Raw genomic sequence first — 18,135 nt, 5'->3', positions numbered from 1 at the left:
CGGGTGAATGGCAACATAATCAAAAAAAGCGATAAAAATAAAGAAGCATGGACGACTCTCAATGAGTTTATTTCGCTATGGTTTAGACTATGTTCAAATGGCGATTCAGCATTTAATTGGTTTTGGGAAAAAAGAAGAGTTTAAGGAAATTTTGGCAATTTTAAGAAAGCAGAATCCTGATAGGATAAGGGTTCTGTGAAATTTGTCGTGTACAGAGATATTTGTTTATTGTGATTGTGCGCCCTGCGGGACTCGAACTATTATGTTATATAATTGAATTTTAAGTTTATAATTTATGAATTAAATTGATTTTACCGCAAACTATACCGTAAAAAATAAAAGTACTCTATTTATAATTGAGTATTGATCTGATAGCGAGTATTGCGCCCACCACCTTCCAATTTGATTATACACTCTTTTCCGAGCAAGTCAGATAAGTGACGAGTAGCCGTTGCTTTACTGACTTTAGCAACCTTTTGATATTGTGAGGCACTGATACCATGTTCAAAACCATTTTCCCCTCCATCCAATAAACGATTCAATACTTTGCGTTGTCCTTCATGAAGATCTAAGTTTGAATATTTATGCCAAAACTGGCTCTTAAACAATGTTCGATCAATTTGCTTTAGCGTCGTTTCAAGGCTGTCATTTAAAGTATCTAAAAACCAGACAAGCCAATTGGTGATATTGGAATCATTTTTTTGGGTTTGTTCTAATATTTCATAATAACTTTTGCGTTTATTTAATATAACGGGGGACATCGCATACAAACGTATACTCTGTTCATCCATTTGTGCTAATGCAAGGTCTGTGAGGGTACGTGTAATACGACCGTTACCATCATCAAAAGGGTGAAGTGTGATAAACCATAAGTGAGTAATGCCTGCACGAAGTAGTGGGTCAAGCAACGCATCGGTTAGACTATGATTAAACCAATTTATAAAAGCTTCTAAACGTTCTTCTAGTCCTTCTCTAGGAGGTGCTTCAAAGTGAACGGTCGGATAGTCCAATCGACCAGAGACAACCTGCATTGGTTCTGAACCTCTGAGTTGACCAATACGTAAACGCTGCATTGTCCAATCAGGGTCATTAAAAAGCCATTGGTGCCATTGCATAAGACGTTTAACAGTAAGTGGTTGCTTTACGTTATTAAGCGCATCCAGCATGATGTTGGTTAAGTCTTCAGATCGGTCTGAACTTGGGTAAGGTTGTTCAAGGGTAACACCCAAACGACGAGCAAGTGAGGAGCGTAATGAATACACATTTAAGGTCTCATTTTCAATCGCTGATGACGCTACAAGATTGGCAAGTAGAGTATCTAAAGTGAATTGTTCTTTGGCTAAATCATGTTGACTTTGCCCAAGTAGGATTCCAATTTTTTGATGAATTTGTCTGGTTTTGGGTAAGATGATTTCATCTTCCCATGTGAAGTTTACCCAGTTGTCACTTTGCCAAATCCAATCTTGCATCTTAATCTCCACTTAGAGTCTTTCCAAGGTGAGCTAAATATAACACATATTCGGCTCAATAAATGAGTTGAATGTAATGTTTAATGAGCTCATTTATACTCATGTACCTCTATTGAATGAGGGGTACATTATTGCTGAATCACTTTTTTTAATTAGAAATAGTAAATAATAACTGTTCAGGCCAATTCACATCTATTGCAAAGCCTATCTTTTATCAAATTTCTTGATTGCTCTCTACCATACTTTAAAAGCATAACTCACTTACTTTTTGAAAGTTTGGTTCAGGTCTTAGGCCTCCATTACTCTTTACTCCAAGCAATAACGGATATAGCCAGTTTTTATACGTAGAATTGTTGTTTTTGGTGTTAATTAATATTCATTTTTTATAGTGAATAATGATCTATTAAAATAATGATTTTAATGTAAAATAAATACTGATTAATAAAAGTAAGACTTTATTATAGTCGTCTAAATATAAAGGATTAGTATGGAAAAGTACAATTATCTTAAACGAATAATAAAGAATGATTTGTATAAGGTGCTTCGCTATAAATATCCTTTGTCGTTTCAACGAGTGTCAAAAAGAAATCAGCAACATGAAGTTGTTATTTTTCGAGAGACAATTGATCTATTGGAAAACTATGATCAGTTGTTGCTGGTGCTCAAGAATGATCTGGAACCAACACTTGATGAACTTCCATATTTGACTGTTGGGCAGCGTGTAGGGCTGAATAAATGGATTAATGGTCTGAGATATCCTCGTGATGTTTTAACTGAACGGGATCATTTTGATTTTTTTATCTTTAGAAAAATTTCACAATATCTAGGTTTTAATCATGAGCTTGATCAATGCAATCATGGTCTAATACGAAATTTGAATATGCGCTTAGGGCAAAGTGCAATGAGATTGTGTGTTGATTCTCATCCGCTTGTAGCAAGCGAATTTAAAGATTATGAGCTGGATATTTTTTTTGATTTCTTAGAAAGATTGAAGCCGAAAGTATTAGCAGACTCTTCTGTTGATGAACAATTGGGCCTAGATGTTTGTGAGGAGCAGTACGAGCAAACATTCAAAAAAATTTAGATGAACATGAGCAGATTTATGTCTTTTGCTTCGATGTGACAATTCATCGAGATCAACCAAAGGGGGAGGATGATTACCTAAAATTGTATTCAGACTTTGAGGATAAAATAAAAGCGATCTTGCAGAAAGTTGATGGATTAAACACACTTATTCATTACTTGTTTAAACTGGAACCAAGTCAGGAATTTGGCATCAATCTACATTTTGTTTTGATTCTTAAGGAAACACAGCACTTTCCTGAGAATACATTTATCCTAAAATTCAAGAAAGAGTTGGCAGGTATTTTTTCTACTTTGTCGGATAAGTACACTGTTAGAAATTGGAATGATGTTGTTCGCAAACACTTTAATAAAAAGGCAGTTGGCTTCATCAAAAAAAGTGATGTAGCAGCCGTAAACGAAAGTTGGTACTGGATATTTAGCTACTTCTTTGCTGTAGAACAGGTTTTTAAATTTAATTTAGGTTTTAACCCACATCGGATAAAAGATGGATGTTTGGCTCTGCAATCATCATCTTTACCTACTTCTAAGAATTTAGAGTCGCTATCCAAAGGCTATTGTATCCTCAATGACCTAAGTGAACAGGATACAAGGATATTTGCTCATCGAAAACATTTAGCAAAACCTGCACAGCAATATTTGAGCTACGCTGACCTTACTTATTCAGAATATTCATATTTGCCAGTCAATGAAGGTGGGCATTTAACGATAGGTTATCTGTTGGGGCGAATAGAAGTGTTTTGCGAAACCCTAAAAGCGGTGAAACCTGAATTATTTATTATTCCGAACAAAGTGTTGTTTGGTTTTTTCTCACCTGAAGAATATTCAAAAATGCACACTCGATTGGGTCGGATGTGGTTGAGTATTTTTAAAACTTTACTTAATGAGCCAGATCTCTTTCAGTACGTGTTAAAAGCACAATTCCGTTCTCAAAATGTATTGTCCTTTTTAAGTTTTTTGCAGGCAAATTGGAGTAAGTTGAAAGAGCTTCAATCTCCGCCATTGAATGACGTAATCATAGTTCAACTTAATGAAAAAATGAGCATTTTAAAGAATGAGCTATCACATCACGATTTTATAAAATCTAAAACAAGTTTAGATGGCAATTTAAAAAAACTCACCAAGTACACTCGTTATTTGCTAGCCAAAGATGTTTATGCCTTGCGTATCCGTATCGAGTTCACTATCCCAAACAAAAGTTTGAATCAGACAGAGCAATCATCGATTCTGACTGAATTCTTACGAGTGGGTCAGTCAGCACAACCACTAAGTTGGCTTAGAGGCTATTTGTTGCGTTGGGATCAATATGACTGTGTACAGCGGCAGAGCAGACAAACTTATGCGGATTTAACCTTGTTTTTTGAATATCAACCCAAGCTGCAAGATGCCAATTTGCCAGAGAAGCTAAGGCGGTATTTGGGTAAATTTATCGCACGCTATAACGAAAAGAACAAACTGAGTAACTCAGCGAATGAAATACATTACAGCATGCGTAGTTGCAATATTTTTGCTCCAAAGGCCGAGTTAAGACATGAGGTTTTAAAAATTGAAACCATTGATAAAGACCTTCGGAAAAGCTTCCTGAAATACTATTTACCTTATTTTTACTTTTTGGACTTGTTTATACTATGGGTGGATATGGAAAATGGTAAGAAAATCAAACGTTATACGAAAGGACAGGAACCAAAATCTAAGAAAATTTCAACCACAGAGGGCAGCCAATCATCATGATTGATAACGTATGCTCAATGTGATTCCTCCTTGAGATTTGACCATAAGCGTTGAATAACTTTAGCTTTGCTCAAAATGATCAATTTCCTAACATTCCCTAAGGTAAATAGATTGAAATGTTTCTATATTCCAATGAATCCTAGGGCATTTTTTTGTCTGAAAAGCTGTAGTAGATATTATATATATGAATTATATAACTAAAGATTAAGAATTAAAAAATACTCAAACACCTGATCTGATGAGCATATTACGGAATTAGTCATCATGAACATTCACCAACACACTCTCCATGAACCAAGATTGCTGATTGAAATTGAATCTTTTACAAAAAGGATTATTAACAAAGGTTTGAAGAGAAAAGACCTACCTGAACTGGTTAGATTGCTAGATGCCTTTGAACAAGTTTATTCCTGTAATCATGTATATGCAGACTACGTTGGTTTATTTGAGTTTTTAGCTAGCTATGAGTTTTATAGCTTTAAGCACATTCAAGATGGTCAATACACATATGCATCTCTTTTAGAAATAAGTGATTGGTTATTAGATGCTTATAGTTGGTCATTCCAAGTTAATAAGAAAAAAGTCCTGAGTGATCTTCGTCAGTATAAGTTTGGTGTTAAGAGGAGATTAGGAAAACTTCGAACAGCTGTAGAGAGATTATTCCATCGTTATAGCCGTAATCTTATTGTCAGGGTGGATTTGAAGTATCACGTGGATAAACAGCATATGGTTGATATTGAAATGTTTAATCGACACGTTCAAAGGCTTCGTAACCGTATGGCAAATAAGGATAAGTGTTTTAAAAACCTGAAACTGAATGCTTGGTGTTTAGAGCAGGCACCAGAAGGCAGTTATCACGTTCATTTATTTTTGATCTATGATGGTTCTACATCTACGTATGACTGCAAGCTTGCTAGATGGGTGGGTAGGGTATGGATGGATAAAATCACGGAAGGGCTTGGTTATTATTGGAATTGTCATACCTGTAAACATGCGGATGAAGATTTAGAAGAGAATGACACACAGCGAGTAAATACAGGACGTAGACAAGAAGCTCAACGTTACAAGTATTTGAATGGGCTGGGTATGATTAGTCGTGACGATCCAATAGGATTAGAAAGGCTTAAAGCTGTGTATAGCTATTTAGCTCGTATAACCGCTAAAAAGATTGACCAACGGCTTAGAGTTCGTGTGAAAGGTATGAGGGCTTTCGGCTGTTCTTCATGTTGATTGAGGACAAGGCTATACATCTCAATACAGTAGGATAGAGTTATATACTATTAGCTAAAAATGCAAATTGGAGTTTCTAAGGAAATGAGCCGTATCTGGCTCGTTTCCTATGGGCGAAATTTAGATGCTCTATGTAGGTTTGAATTTATGTTTTGCTGGTAGATTTTATGTTAAATTGTTTTTAGTAATTTATGTTTTAATTGTATTTTGCATAGTTATCAATCTGGTTTTGATTAGAGATCAATAGTCATATGAATGTTAAGGAAATCAATGGTCCTTGGAAAAAAGGAATTGTTTTAGATAAGCATGTTCTAAAGAGTGAATATCTTGGTGAAAATGAATATGGTCGTCCTATGTTTGACACTAAAAGATCTGACATAGGTCAATCATTATTTTTATTAAAATATAGAAATGATTGGAATCAGATACCTACTTTAGTTGACTCTCTATCTTCAGTAATAAATGAACATTTTAGTGAAAAGATAGGATTCATTGTTCCTATGCCTGCATCTAATAATCGTGATCGCCAGCCTGTATATGGGTTAGCAGAAGGGCTTGGGCAAGCTCTAAATATACCAGTATTTACTAATATTTTACATAAAACAAAAAATGGAACTTCTCTTAAGGATTTACAAACAAGGGAGGAAAAAGAGTCAGTCTTAGCTAATAGTTTTTCACTCTATGATGGCATTCGAAATGCTGGATGTTGGAATGTGTTACTTATAGATGATCTATTTGATACAGGGGCTACTATGGAGGCTGCTTGTAATGTGTTAAGCTCATATCCTAAAGTTAAAGATATATATGTAGCAGCATTAACTTGGAAATAGCAGTGAAAAAAATTTTTATTGCTGGTTCTATCAGTATTAAAAAACTAGATGAATCAGTAACTAAACGTATTGATAAGATGATCAACCAAGGATATGAAATTATCCTTGGTGATGCTGATGGAATTGATAAAGCTGTACAAAATTATCTTAATATTCAAACGTATAGTAAAGTCACTATTTACCATAGTGGTACTATAGTAAGAAATAATCTAGGCAATTGGTCTACAAAATCAATAGCTACAAATTATAAATTTGGTACAAGAGATTTTTTTACTGCTAAGGATGTAGCTTTAGCAAATGATGCAGACATTGGGGTTATGCTTTGGGATAAAAAAAGTACAGGGACATTAAAGAATATTATTGAGCTTATTAAGCAAAATAAAAAAGTTACAGTTTTTCTTCAACAAGAAAAGAAATTCCAACGTGTTTATAATGTTGATGAGTTCTTATTAATTACTCAAAAAATGTCAGAGTTATCCCTGAAAAATGCAGATAAAAAAATTAATATTTCTAAAAATATTGAATTACTTAGAAAGAGCAATATGCAACCAAGTTTTTTATAGGGCTCAATAGTTAGCCCTATAAAAATTAACTTACAAATGCTGGGTTGAACATATAAATAATAACAAATGCAGCGATAGATCCCGTTGCTATAATTTTATATCTATTATCAAGTATTTTCCCCGTTAAATTAATATGTAAAAAACCTGGAACAGTTGAAATAAGTATTCCTATAGTTAAAGAGAGTATAGCTCTTAGTACTACCTGTTGCCAGTTAGTAGGGCTTGGAATGAATAAAGAAATGATAAGTATGAGTGCTAGCCCAACACCGCCAATAATAAGTGATAAACGATCAGACATGCTTAGATTAAACTCACTTTTTGTTGCTTTGGTATCAAAGCCATTTGTGCTTAGTTCTAAATCTTTAAAGCGTTGCTTTAATTCAGGAACCCCTTTTTTTGAATATTGTACTGTTATTCTCTGAGTGTTAGTTAGTGCTTTCTCCGAAATTGCTTTGCTAAGATCAATATGAGAGATATGAGAGTTAAATAATTGTTTTAACAATGTAATATGCAGTAAATAAGTTTCTAAGATTGCAAAGCAATCATCTGCAAAACTACTAACAGCAAAACCTTTTAGCGCAGCTTTGTCATTAAGAATCTTATGTGAATAACTCTCTGCAATTGAGAAGTATTTTGTCGCTTTTTCTAGGTACTCTAGAACATCTTCAGTCTTAATAGTTTTATTATTTGTTTTGGAAATTACATCCTTTAAAAGAGATATATATGTCTCTTTATTTTGTGCATGCTCTTTTTCGAAAGAGCTGTAAGAGTTATTACTCATTTGTTTAAATTAATAGCCATAAGTAAAAGAGCATTAATATCCGTGTTATCAACGCTATCAAATGCCATAACTGTAAATTTATGACGTGGAAAAAAACTATGTAAAAGCTTGGATGCTTCAACTTTATTTCTAGGTTTTAATTGAGCAAGTTTTTTTGAGAACTCTAGCCATTCCTGATCAGTTATGTCTGGAGATACTTTAAAGATGTGAAAAGTAGAAAAAACTTCTTTCTTAAAATCATTAATATTCATATTGCTACTTACTGGTTTGGATTGCTAATAAAAGTAAAAAATTCAAATCTGTATTATCAACTCCAAATCGAGAATGTGTCCCAATAGTTCTGCAGTGAAATCCAATGATCCTTATCCAATCGGCTTGGGTTGGTGTTCTACCACTTCTAACAATTTGGTTGATGTCCGATTTGATAGCTAATATTTGATATGAGTTCGGTTCATTATAAGATAATCCGAATTTTATCTGTAGATGATAAGCTAAGTCTTGGTCAGACATTCTACCCCCCCCATAAAAACAGTAGTTTAAATATTTATGTTAACAATTATATTTTTAAATTTTACTTATTTGAATCGCCATCATTAATAGAGCATTTAAATCCGTGTTATCGACACTCTCACATGCAATGAAAATAATTTCTTTACTTTCAAACATTTCTAGGAATATGTTTTTTGCTTCTGCTATTGTTTTTGAATTTGAAGCAACAAGTTGCTTAGCAAAAGCTATCCATTCTTCATTTGTGATTGCAGGCGTTGCTTCATAAATATTTAGATCTCGAATTGCTTGTGCTTTAAAACGCTCTAGACTCATTTTCTTTACCTTCTTTAAATACTGCAGATAAATGAAGTATGAGTATTAACAACTTTATGATAAAGATCAAACATTTTATTAAATAGTATTATAAAAGTTTAAGTTCAAGCCGTATTCCTAACCACCTGAATTGACTTAGCTTGCCCTCACCATTATTCTTAGCGTGCTGACCTACATTGTCAGTTGGTTTTGACAGACCAAGCGTATAGCGTATCAGGTACTTATATTCTTCCTGAGTATAAGTCTTGTGCGAAACCTTCTCGTCCCCCTTTGCGGTAGAACGGGAGGGGGACGCGTTCGCGCGTGCTGGTTCTATATGCCCAGTCTGTCAACCCCTTTTCGTTCTGCCACCATAATCAATTGACAGTGATTCGGTAGAACTTCTTATGCATATAGGAGTCCGTCATGGTCATTCAAAACATCCCCTTACTGTACTGAATTCTATTTCAAGCAACTGATTTTTCACCAAGCAGTTGATGGGATTTATTCGTCTCATTTTATTCATTTCCGAACATCTTCCTGACTCGGGAGTATGCGTCGTTGTGTCTTAAATTTTGATTTCAATACAGAACAATACCAGAGGGGAGCTTTATGAAAATTCAAACATTCAGCATGCTTGCTGTATTCCTTTTACCTGTTTTAGCTGCCTGTTCATCTACGGATGCCAAAGACCGTAAAGCCTATATCGAACAATGCATGTATCCAAATACAGCCATTAAAACCGCAGTGGAAAATGAAGAAGCCTGTAGCTGTCGCTATGACAGCATTCGTGAACAATACGGCAAGCCGTTCTTTACTGTACCGATCACCAATGATGAAGACCGACGTCGTTTGGACTTTGCCAGAGGTTATACCGTAGGCAAATGCAGGGGGTAAGAACATGTTCAACAATAAATTACTTCTGATAGTCGCAATTGCTTTGCTTACAGGCTGTAGCTCCAAACAAGAGAAAGCCTGTCAAGAAGAAGCTAATGTGGCTGAAAGCGTGATGCAGGCACGCTTGACCTATGGAGGCTTTGCCGAAGCGACTTACATGCTTGCAGGCGATAACGATGAGCTGAGAGAACAACTCAGACCGATGATTCATGACGCCTTTGAATATGGTCGAGGTGGGACGGCAACTTTCGAAAAAACCAAACAAGTCTTTAAAGATAAATATTACCAACAATGCATGGATAGACCAGCACCTTGATGTGAATGCCTAAGCATAAGGGGAATAGGGGGAGGAGATAAAATGAAAAAGATCATGATGTTGGCAACCATTGCCATGTTCACAGTCGGTTGTGAAAAGCAACCAGAAGCAACACAAGCACAGAATACCGCAGTTAAAACTGAACAAGCCAAACCAGCGGTCAAAGTTGAAAAACTGACTGAGAAAGAATTACAGGACTTAGAGTCTTTAGAAAAATCACCCAGTGAAGAAACGGCAGCTACAGCAGGTTATTACCTGAGTAATTTGGAAGTCACTCCCGTTGCGGAAATACGAGAGTTTATTGCCAAAGGCTGGGATGAATGGGAAACCCTGAATAGACAGGAAGCCGAGAAGGACGCACAACAAACGCCATCCGACCAAGGCGATGCATCCATGCAATACCGCATTGAAATCAAGAATCAGGTCTTTGGTGGAAAGCATGAGGTTGAAACTGCTTATCTACATTTAATTTCATTATCCGATAGCATTACACTGGATCGAGTGGTGGTGAATCGTGGTAACTGTAGAGCCGATTACCGTGATGGTGCCAATCCAATTCTGTACGGGAAATCCATGCGTTTCTTCTTAAATTGTGATCCACGGAATGTCAGAGAGGTGGTTGCAGTACTGAAGGATGGGCGTGAAATTGTGATGTCACCGCAGTAGGCTGAAGGCGATATTTATTCTACATACGAACCACGCACTATACAGTTGAGTCGTTGAAGCATATGAGCATATTGAAAGAAATTTCACTTATATAACATAAAGATGAATCAATACATTGAATGCGTTTATTGAGCCTATTACATAAGGCTTAATAAGCATATTCACAAGACCAATCTAAATCAGGCTGCTGGACTTCATTCCAATCAAGGGATGAAGTCCAGCAACCTTTTTGTTTATAAGGACAAAATCTATGGCACATCAACTTGAACAAATGGCCTATGTTGGCGAAACCCCTTGGCATGGCTTAGGCAACCAGCTCACGCAAAACCAACCAATTGAAGTCTGGGCACAGCAGGCAGGCATGGACTGGCGCATTGAATCCTCCAATGTTAGCTATATGGCACAGAATGAACGTGGGCAAAGCATCATCATGCCTTATGAAGAACAACGAGTGCTATACCGTTCCGATACTCATGCACCACTCTCTGTAGTCAGTCAACGCTATCAAGAGGTGCAACCCATGGAAATCCTAAATTTCTATAAAGACCTGACCGAACAATCAGGCTTTGAATTAGAAACCGCAGGGGTACTTAAAGGTGGCAAGAAATTCTGGGCATTAGCACGAACAGGACAGACTTCAGCACTGAAAGGTAAAGATGTCAGTAATGGCTATATTCTTCTTGCCACCGCTTGTGATGGAACTTTAGCCACTACAGCACAATTCACCAGTATTCGTGTGGTGTGTAATAACACCTTAGCCATTGCTTTAAAAGGACAGAATAGCAGTGCAGGCGTGGTCAAAGTGCCACACAGCACCAAGTTTGATGCCGAGAAAATTAAGCAACAATTGGGTATATCCGTTCGTGTATGGGAAGAGCACATGTATGAAATGAAGCAACTCAGTCAGCGTAAAGTCACTCAACAAGAAGCAGCAGCCTACTTCGATGCTGTATTTAACAATACCAGCTTGAGTATTGCTGAACAGGATGACAGCATTATTCAGTTCTATCGCAATGTTGCCAATCAGGCTGAGACCACAAAAACCGAACCGAATGGACGAGCCATGTCTAAAGTCATGACCATGTTTAATGGGCATGGCCGTGGGGCAGAACTCAGTTCAGCCAAAGATACAGCCTATGGCTTATTGTGCTCGATCACAGAATTTGCTGACCATGAACGTCGAGCCATGAGTCAGGATCATCGACTTGATTCAGCTTGGTTTGGTGCAGGAGCAGGCTTAAAACAACGTGGATTGGAACAGGCTTTAAGGATAATTGCCTAACTTCAATTCATTAACCAACCAATACACCCCAAATACAACAGCAAGCCACATCTTCGGATGTGGCTTTTTTATGCCCGAAATTTACAAAATAGGAAATGATCATGAATACAGCACTAAACATGCCTCTAAATGTAACACCGAATCCAATCGTCAATACCCATGCTAATCGTCCCAAACTGTTTACAGCCAAACGCTTTGTGGATACCAAGAAACTCAGCCAAGCTGAATGGTTAGCAGTACGTCGACAAGGCATCGGCAGTAGTGATTGTGCCGCAGCCTGTGGGCTCAATCCTTATATGTCGATGCTCGAACTATGGATGATCAAAACAGGACGAATTCAACAAAGCATCGAAGATGAAAGTGAAGGGCATGCACCTCTGTACTGGGGCAAACGCCTTGAACCCTTGGTGGCTGAATACTACAGCATGCACACGAACTACAAAGTCCGTCGGGTCAATGCAGTGTTACAACATCCTGAACCTGATAAACATTTCATGCTCGCCAATTTGGATTACTCCGTAACAGGTGATGCCGATGTACAAATCTTGGAATGTAAAACAGCAGGGGAATATGGTGCCAAACTGTGGCGTGATGGTGTGCCTTTATACGTGCTGTGTCAGGTGCAACACCAATTGGCAGTGACAGGCAAGCAAGCTGCACATATCTGCGTCTTAATCTGTGGACATGAAACCCGAATTTTTAAAGTCACTCGCTCTGAATCAGTGATTCAACACATTATCAATGCTGAACGTTACTTTTGGGAATGCGTGGAAAAGGATACGCCACCTGAAGCAGATGCCAGTGAATCGGCAGCCAAAGCTTTACAACTGCTTTATCCCGAACATGTGCCACTCAGCTCCACGGATTTATCCGAAGACGAAAGTGCTAATCAACAGTTTGAGCAACTGCTTCAAGCACGCAATCAAATTGAAAAGCATCAAGAACAATTTGATCTGCTTAAACATCAATTGCAAGCCAAGATGCAACAGGCAGAGCGTGCAACATTCACCAACGGCTCAGTGACGTGGAAGAAGTCTAAAGACTCAATCAGCTTAGATAGCAAGGCTTTACTTAAACAGCATCCTGAATATCTGAATCAATTTCCACAAAGCAAACTAGGTTCACGGCGTTTCAACATCTACAGCAATGATGATTGAAACCGATTTAGCCTAAGCAAAACTTTAACCACTCAACATTAAAACAGACCGCCTAAACATCCCATGCCTCAGCGCATGGGATGTTTTATGTCTATTTCATTTTTAACCAAACAACACAAAACAGTTCCAAACCATACAGCAGCATAGAGGACATTAACATGATCAAAGGTTTAGCGATTACACCACCCATACTTGGACGTATCAGTATCGGTAAGGTGGTCGAAAAGAACGGTAAACGATTGCCCGAAAAGGATGACCAGTTCACGATTACCAGCCAAATCCAAGGCAAAGAAGGATGGGTGAAGCATCCGCTTGATGAACAACTCCGAGTTAAAGCACAAAACCAAAAACTCAGAACCATACCAGTCCGTATGATCTTTAATGATCCTGAATTGAATCTACGTGCAGAGTACAGCTTATTTGACCGCCAAACAGGACGTCCAGTGTGTGTTGGTAATGGTGAAACTTGCCAACGGCTGACCAATCAAGGGATTGAACAACATCCATGTCCATCACCTGACTTATGTCCTTTGGCACAAGGTGGCAACTGTAAACCTTATGGAAGGCTACATGTCAATTTAGATGAATCGGATGAACTGGGTACATTTATCTTTAGAACCACAGGTTTTAACAGCATTCGCACTTTGGCAGCACGACTCAGTTATTACCATGCAGCCTCCAATGGCTTATTGTCCTGCTTACCGTTGCAATTGACCTTAAGAGGTAAATCCACCACACAAAGTTATCGTACACCTGTGTATTACGTGGATTTAACACTACGTGATGGCGTGAATCTGCAACAAGCCATTCAAATGGCAAAGGATATAGATCAGCAAAGCAAAGCTTCTGGATTTAATCAAAGTGCATTGGATGCAATAGCACGGCAGGGTTATGGCAATGCACGGTTTGAGGTGAATTCGGAAGAGGGATTGGATTTGGTGGAGGAGTTTTATGCGGATGAGATTGTTGAGTCTGAGCAGGCACAGCCTGACTCAAAAGCTAAGGCGAAACCTATATTCAATCAAAAGGATGGTTTTGTACAGGATATTCAGAAAGGATTACAGGGGAGTGTGAGGGCGGTGAATTAGATGGGGGTGGACGAGATTGGACTCAGTAAAATTTTATTGGACGGCCCTATTATCTGAGCGAATCACCGCTCGCATCAATGATTAGGAGTCAACATCATGAATGCGTTCACAGGTCAAACCTTTCAGATGAATCAGATTATTAACTTGAAAGAGGTTATGCGAATTACGGGGCTAAGTCGTGCAACGATTTATAACATTATGGATGAGCGTCATAAACAATATGATCCAACATTTCCCAAACAGACGAATTTAACAGTTGGTCGTGTTGGGTGGTCAGCTTGGGAAATCAATCAATGGATTGAATCTAAGTTGGCGAGTCGATAAAAGGTGGGAGCTTCGGCTCCCTTATTTTTTGTAGAAAATGAAATAAAATTTTAAGCTATTCTTCGTATTCATAGAACTCTATGAATTACACTAATTGTAACAATCAATTCTTTTAACTGGATATATCTTTAATCTCCCATATATCTCGATCTATTGTCTTTAGATGTTGTTCAAATCTAGCTTTGTGTATTGCTATACAAAGTAGCTGAGTTGCTCTCGAAAATCCTACATACGCCATTTTTGTTGATTGGATAATTTTATCATGGCTAGTTTTCTGTGTTCCAAGAGTTTGAGGAATTGTTTGTATACCTAAAAACTGATTTCTAAGACGTTCTGACTCATAGTTTCCATACCCTTGATTAAAAAATGATTCTAAATATAGTGTGGCATCATGCGTTTGACCTTTTACTGAATGGACACTGGCTATTTCGATTTTGAGATTATTTTCTTCAATCATATTTGAAACAGAGGAATGATTTTGACTAGATTGATCAAGACCAGTTTTATCATTATTGATAAAATCACTACATTTTGGAGAAAGCCTATGATTTTCTTTAAAATAAGAAATGAATACAGGAATATAAGTTTGTAAGTCAGACAAAGCTTGATTTTTTTCATTTCTAACTACTTTTAAACAACATTGATATACTTTTAAGTTTAGATCTGAATAATTTAGCTCTGAGTTTACCTTTAAGTGGTTAATTAAATTTGAAATGGTATAAAGACGATTTTCATTTGTCGAAATATTTTCAATTCTTAAAACCTTAAGTAGAGCATGAAAAATATTTTTTCTAATCATAGATAAAGTAGTATGTTTTTTATCATAAAAATGAATATAACTTTTTAAGCATTTGTAGTCTTCTTTAGGTTTCTGCTCATTTTTTTTAAAAGCTTGGTGATAATCTTCTAATCTAAGCTTAGTGAGATTAGAGCGGCTATCTTCATCATCTTTCCAATTGGTATTCCAACTTATGACTTTTATTTCTAGAGGCTTGTCTTGAAGACAGTTTAGTTCACCAGAACCTTTATATTGTTGCACAAGTTGAGAAAAATAAGGGATTACGTTCTTAATAGATGAATCTGAAAATAATAATATATGTGGTTTAAGCTGGCATTCATTCATGCCTTGAATATCCGTACAATGTTCTGGATACAGTGCAAAATTTTTAACAATATTTGCGATTGGTCTACTTAAACGTTGGCTATTTGAAAGGTGAAGAACATTGCCTCTATCTTGCCAAATTGATTCAGCTTTTATTGAATTATAAATAGATTGATTTTTGTCTCCAATTCTTTGAATTATAGTATTTGTATCATTATTTTCTGTAAATATCTTTTCAATAAGCTCATATTGGTGAGTATCCATATCTTGCATTTCATCAATAAATACATATTGAAATCTTTTATTAATAATTTTGTGGATAATTGGATAATTACTTAGATATTTTTGTGCTAAAGCATAGCAATCACCAAAGCTAAGAATGCCAGTTTTTAGTAAATTAATTTTTATGGTTGCTAATTCTTTATATGTATTTGTATGGCTACCAATTTTGGGAATAGTTACTTCGTCATTACTCCAAAAATGTTGCAAAATTTGTTTATTACTTATAAATGAATTACTTAATATATCAATATAATTTATGCTGCGTTTTGAAAGAGCTATTTTTGTATTGTATGAAAGAGCAAATTCTATTTGTTCTGCATATATTTCATTATCAATACGTAGAGGTTTTTTCTTAAGTTTAAAAAGATAATAAGGGATAGCTAAAAATTCATTTACGAAACTTTGTATTGTTCCAATAAAGTGAGGATAACGAAAAAGTTTTGGGCAGTATTGATGAATTCTTTCTTTAATTTCATCCACTGCTGCATTGGTATGAGATAAAACTAAAATTCCTGAACCATCAGATAAAGGGAGCTTAGTTTCTAAAATTAATAGTTTTGCCAAAAGAGCTGTTGTTTTTCCACTGCCAGGAACTGCTTGTAAATCTATCGTAGATAAATTACAGATAAATTTACGTCGTTCATCATCAAAAGTTTTGCCTTGAGGTAATAAAATATTTTCAGCGTATCGTATATCTTCATCTGTGATTTCAACTGTTTGTGACATATCGAATCGCCTCGATTAAATAATAAATACTGTCTGTCGAATCTGTTTCGTGTAAATTTATAGTTCTAACAGGTTTTTCTTTTTTCATTTCCACATCTAAATCATGTGCTAAACGATAAGCTATTTCTGTTTTTTTTAGTCCTTGGTTAATTAATTTTTTAGCAAGCTCTAATTCAAAATTACTATCCCACGAAGTTTTAGTATGAATTGCTTTAGCATGTATTTGAAATGAGGATGTAAGTTTTTTGGATTTAAAAATAGAATATTCTAAAGTCCATTGCTCAGCAGCATAATATTTAACATTTTGATTCGATTTTTCATTAATTTCTTTAAGTTTATTTGCAATTTCACTTCCTAGTACTTTAGAAGATTTGGGATTGTAGTCTTCGCCAACTTTTTCATAAGTTCTTACATCGGAATCTGTAATCACTGCAACAGGAATAGTCATATGAGGTTCTTGCTTTCGAAGAAAAATATCGACAAAGTGTTGAAAACCAACACCACCAATATTTACGACAGATATTCCTTTGGCTGTTAAATCTATTTCTATAGCTTTAGCGAAACTTGGAATTAGAATTTCTTCAGCCCATCCCTCTACTAGAATCACTCCTTTAGCAAAGAACAGGTTTGACTTAGTGGTGTCGAGAAATTTTTCTAGATATTTATAACTATCAGGCTTTAGCATTGTGTATTCTTTCCCTAAAGGAAAAGCATTGCCTTTATTACAGAGAATTAAATTTTCTAATTTGACTTTCGAGGCTAAATTTGGACTATGGGTTGAAAGAATGAGTTGAATTTGTTTTTGTTGTTGTAATGCTTCAATCACTTGCATCTGAGCCTGAGGATGCAGATGTGCTTCTAACTCTTCAATCAATCCTAAACGTAAACCATGCCAATCCTCTTTATTTAAGTGAAGTAATTCTGCTGCCATAAAAAGTCGATTTAAAGTACCTAGACCTACATTTCTCTGAGACTCTAAAAAAAGAGAAAATTTTTCTAAAATGCTTTTTAATTCTGTGGATGAAACATTAAATTCTGTAAAAATCTCATCGTTATAAAATTTTTTGATGTAACCATCAATTTTCTCTTTAATTATTTTTCCATCTTCATATGTTTCAGTTGTTTTTTTACCATCTTTATCAATAAAACTTATTTCCTCTCCTTTAAAATATTTTTTTAAATTTGTATTCAGACCTTCAAACATATGAACGAGTTCATGATTTTGATCTTTGTTTTTAAAAGTAGGATCGCCTAATAAAATTTGAGAAAGTCGAGAATTTCGTTTTGAGATCAACTCATTTTCAGCATCTCTTAAAGGTCTTAAATATGTTGTTTTCAGATATTCTTTGGCTTCAGCTGTTAATAGATAGCCTTCTGAGTCTGCACCAGCCTTTACATCTGATGGATTAATTTTGTTTTTATTACGCGTAACATCATAATTTAACTTTAAAAATGTTTGGGTATCAGCTCCAGTACCTTTCCATCCTAACCATTCTGTAAAATTTTTAGCTTCATCATCAGTTAAGCCACAAAATTCAAGCTCAATTCTAAATCGTGTAGAGCCATCAAAAAAATCTTTATCTTCTACCTTGATGTAATCGTAGCTATGAGTTTTTAAAACCAATTTAATGGCATCTATTATTGCAGTTTTTCCAGAATCATTTTCACCAATTAGCACATTAAGACCTTTGGTAAAGTTAAGGTCTAAATTAGGTTTTGTTAGATCAAATGTAGTGGCAACTTCACCATATTTTCTAAAGTTCCAAAGTTTTATGTTTGATAAGTACATAAGTTATGCTATTTAAAG

Annotated in this window: 18 protein-coding genes and 1 pseudogene; 13 read left to right on the top strand and 6 right to left on the bottom strand. The window is 35.9% G+C overall.

The features are described 5' to 3' along the window. A pseudogene (locus F972_RS04030) lies at positions 1-199 on the top strand (IS4 family transposase); the annotation flags it as partial. A 151-nt stretch (positions 200-350) separates the two neighbouring features. Here F972_RS04030 and F972_RS04025 read toward each other — a convergent pair. After that, positions 351-1,469 (bottom strand): Fic family protein, encoded by a 1,119-nt coding sequence (locus F972_RS04025; protein ID WP_004755996.1) that lies wholly within the window; start codon positions 1,467-1,469, stop codon positions 351-353. A gap of 487 nt (positions 1,470-1,956) precedes the next feature. On the opposite strand from F972_RS04025, the gene F972_RS04020 reads away from it, so the two are divergent. The 5 genes from F972_RS04020 (at position 1,957) to F972_RS04000 (ending at position 6,906) form a co-directional block, all read left to right on the top strand. Beyond that, entirely contained in the window at positions 1,957-2,553 is a 597-nt protein-coding gene (locus tag F972_RS04020) for a hypothetical protein (RefSeq protein ID WP_004755994.1), read from the top strand. A 272-nt stretch (positions 2,554-2,825) separates the two neighbouring features. After that, on the top strand, positions 2,826-4,283 hold the full coding sequence (locus F972_RS04015) for a hypothetical protein (protein ID WP_228127115.1): 1,458 nt from the start codon (positions 2,826-2,828) through the stop codon (positions 4,281-4,283). 264 nt (positions 4,284-4,547) lie between these two features. Then, positions 4,548-5,513, top strand: coding sequence for a YagK/YfjJ domain-containing protein (locus F972_RS04010; RefSeq protein ID WP_004681595.1), 966 nt, complete (start codon positions 4,548-4,550; stop codon positions 5,511-5,513). 251 nt (positions 5,514-5,764) lie between these two features. Next, positions 5,765-6,343, top strand: coding sequence for a ComF family protein (locus tag F972_RS04005; RefSeq protein WP_004681593.1), 579 nt, complete (start codon positions 5,765-5,767; stop codon positions 6,341-6,343). 2 nt (positions 6,344-6,345) lie between these two features. Further along, positions 6,346-6,906 carry a hypothetical protein gene (locus F972_RS04000; RefSeq protein WP_004681592.1) on the top strand — a complete coding sequence of 187 codons (561 nt, stop codon included), beginning with the start codon at positions 6,346-6,348 and terminating at the stop codon, positions 6,904-6,906. Between the two features lie 25 nt (positions 6,907-6,931). Here the strand turns inward: F972_RS04000 and F972_RS03995 are convergent, their stop codons facing one another. The 3 genes from F972_RS03995 to F972_RS03980 form a co-directional block, all read right to left on the bottom strand. Further along, a complete protein-coding gene (locus F972_RS03995; protein WP_004755991.1) occupies positions 6,932-7,687 on the bottom strand; it encodes a hypothetical protein in 756 nt (251 codons plus the stop codon). Beyond that, complete coding sequence (locus tag F972_RS03990) at positions 7,684-7,938, bottom strand: hypothetical protein (RefSeq protein ID WP_004681590.1); 255 nt, start codon at positions 7,936-7,938, stop codon at positions 7,684-7,686. Before F972_RS03990 ends, F972_RS03995 begins: the two co-directional genes overlap by 4 nt. Positions 7,939-8,251: 313 nt before the next feature. Beyond that, a complete protein-coding gene (locus F972_RS03980; RefSeq protein ID WP_004681588.1) occupies positions 8,252-8,509 on the bottom strand; it encodes a hypothetical protein in 258 nt (85 codons plus the stop codon). Between the two features lie 591 nt (positions 8,510-9,100). On the opposite strand from F972_RS03980, the gene F972_RS03975 reads away from it, so the two are divergent. From F972_RS03975 to F972_RS03945, 7 genes are all read left to right on the top strand, one after another. Further along, positions 9,101-9,385, top strand: coding sequence for a hypothetical protein (locus tag F972_RS03975; protein ID WP_004681585.1), 285 nt, complete (start codon positions 9,101-9,103; stop codon positions 9,383-9,385). A 4-nt stretch (positions 9,386-9,389) separates the two neighbouring features. After that, on the top strand, positions 9,390-9,701 hold the full coding sequence (locus F972_RS03970) for a hypothetical protein (protein WP_004681584.1): 312 nt from the start codon (positions 9,390-9,392) through the stop codon (positions 9,699-9,701). A gap of 42 nt (positions 9,702-9,743) precedes the next feature. After that, positions 9,744-10,367 carry a hypothetical protein gene (locus tag F972_RS03965; protein WP_004681582.1) on the top strand — a complete coding sequence of 208 codons (624 nt, stop codon included), beginning with the start codon at positions 9,744-9,746 and terminating at the stop codon, positions 10,365-10,367. 250 nt (positions 10,368-10,617) lie between these two features. Beyond that, entirely contained in the window at positions 10,618-11,649 is a 1,032-nt protein-coding gene (locus F972_RS03960; RefSeq protein WP_004681580.1) for a DUF932 domain-containing protein, read from the top strand. A gap of 101 nt (positions 11,650-11,750) precedes the next feature. Further along, complete coding sequence (locus F972_RS03955) at positions 11,751-12,806, top strand: YqaJ viral recombinase family nuclease (protein WP_004755987.1); 1,056 nt, start codon at positions 11,751-11,753, stop codon at positions 12,804-12,806. A gap of 158 nt (positions 12,807-12,964) precedes the next feature. Then, a complete protein-coding gene (locus F972_RS03950) occupies positions 12,965-13,894 on the top strand; it encodes a recombination directionality factor (RefSeq protein ID WP_004681578.1) in 930 nt (309 codons plus the stop codon). A 96-nt stretch (positions 13,895-13,990) separates the two neighbouring features. Further along, entirely contained in the window at positions 13,991-14,218 is a 228-nt protein-coding gene (locus tag F972_RS03945; RefSeq protein WP_004681576.1) for a helix-turn-helix transcriptional regulator, read from the top strand. Positions 14,219-14,330: 112 nt separating this feature from the next. On the opposite strand, the gene F972_RS03940 is transcribed toward F972_RS03945, so the two are convergent. Then, positions 14,331-16,328, bottom strand: a complete 1,998-nt coding sequence (locus F972_RS03940; protein ID WP_004681574.1) for a UvrD-helicase domain-containing protein — start codon at positions 16,326-16,328, stop codon at positions 14,331-14,333. Then, positions 16,312-18,117: an ATP-dependent nuclease gene (locus F972_RS03935; protein ID WP_004681573.1), complete on the bottom strand. Its 1,806-nt coding sequence runs from the start codon at positions 18,115-18,117 to the stop codon at positions 16,312-16,314. The genes F972_RS03940 and F972_RS03935 overlap by 17 nt, the downstream gene beginning before the upstream one ends. Positions 18,118-18,135 lie beyond the last annotated feature (18 nt).

The sequence above is a fragment of the Acinetobacter sp. CIP 102529 genome (assembly GCF_000368325.1).
GTDB lineage: Bacteria > Pseudomonadota > Gammaproteobacteria > Pseudomonadales > Moraxellaceae > Acinetobacter > Acinetobacter parvus.
The sequence above is the reverse complement of the archived record's forward strand: the minus strand, read 5'-3'. Positions and strand labels throughout refer to the sequence as shown.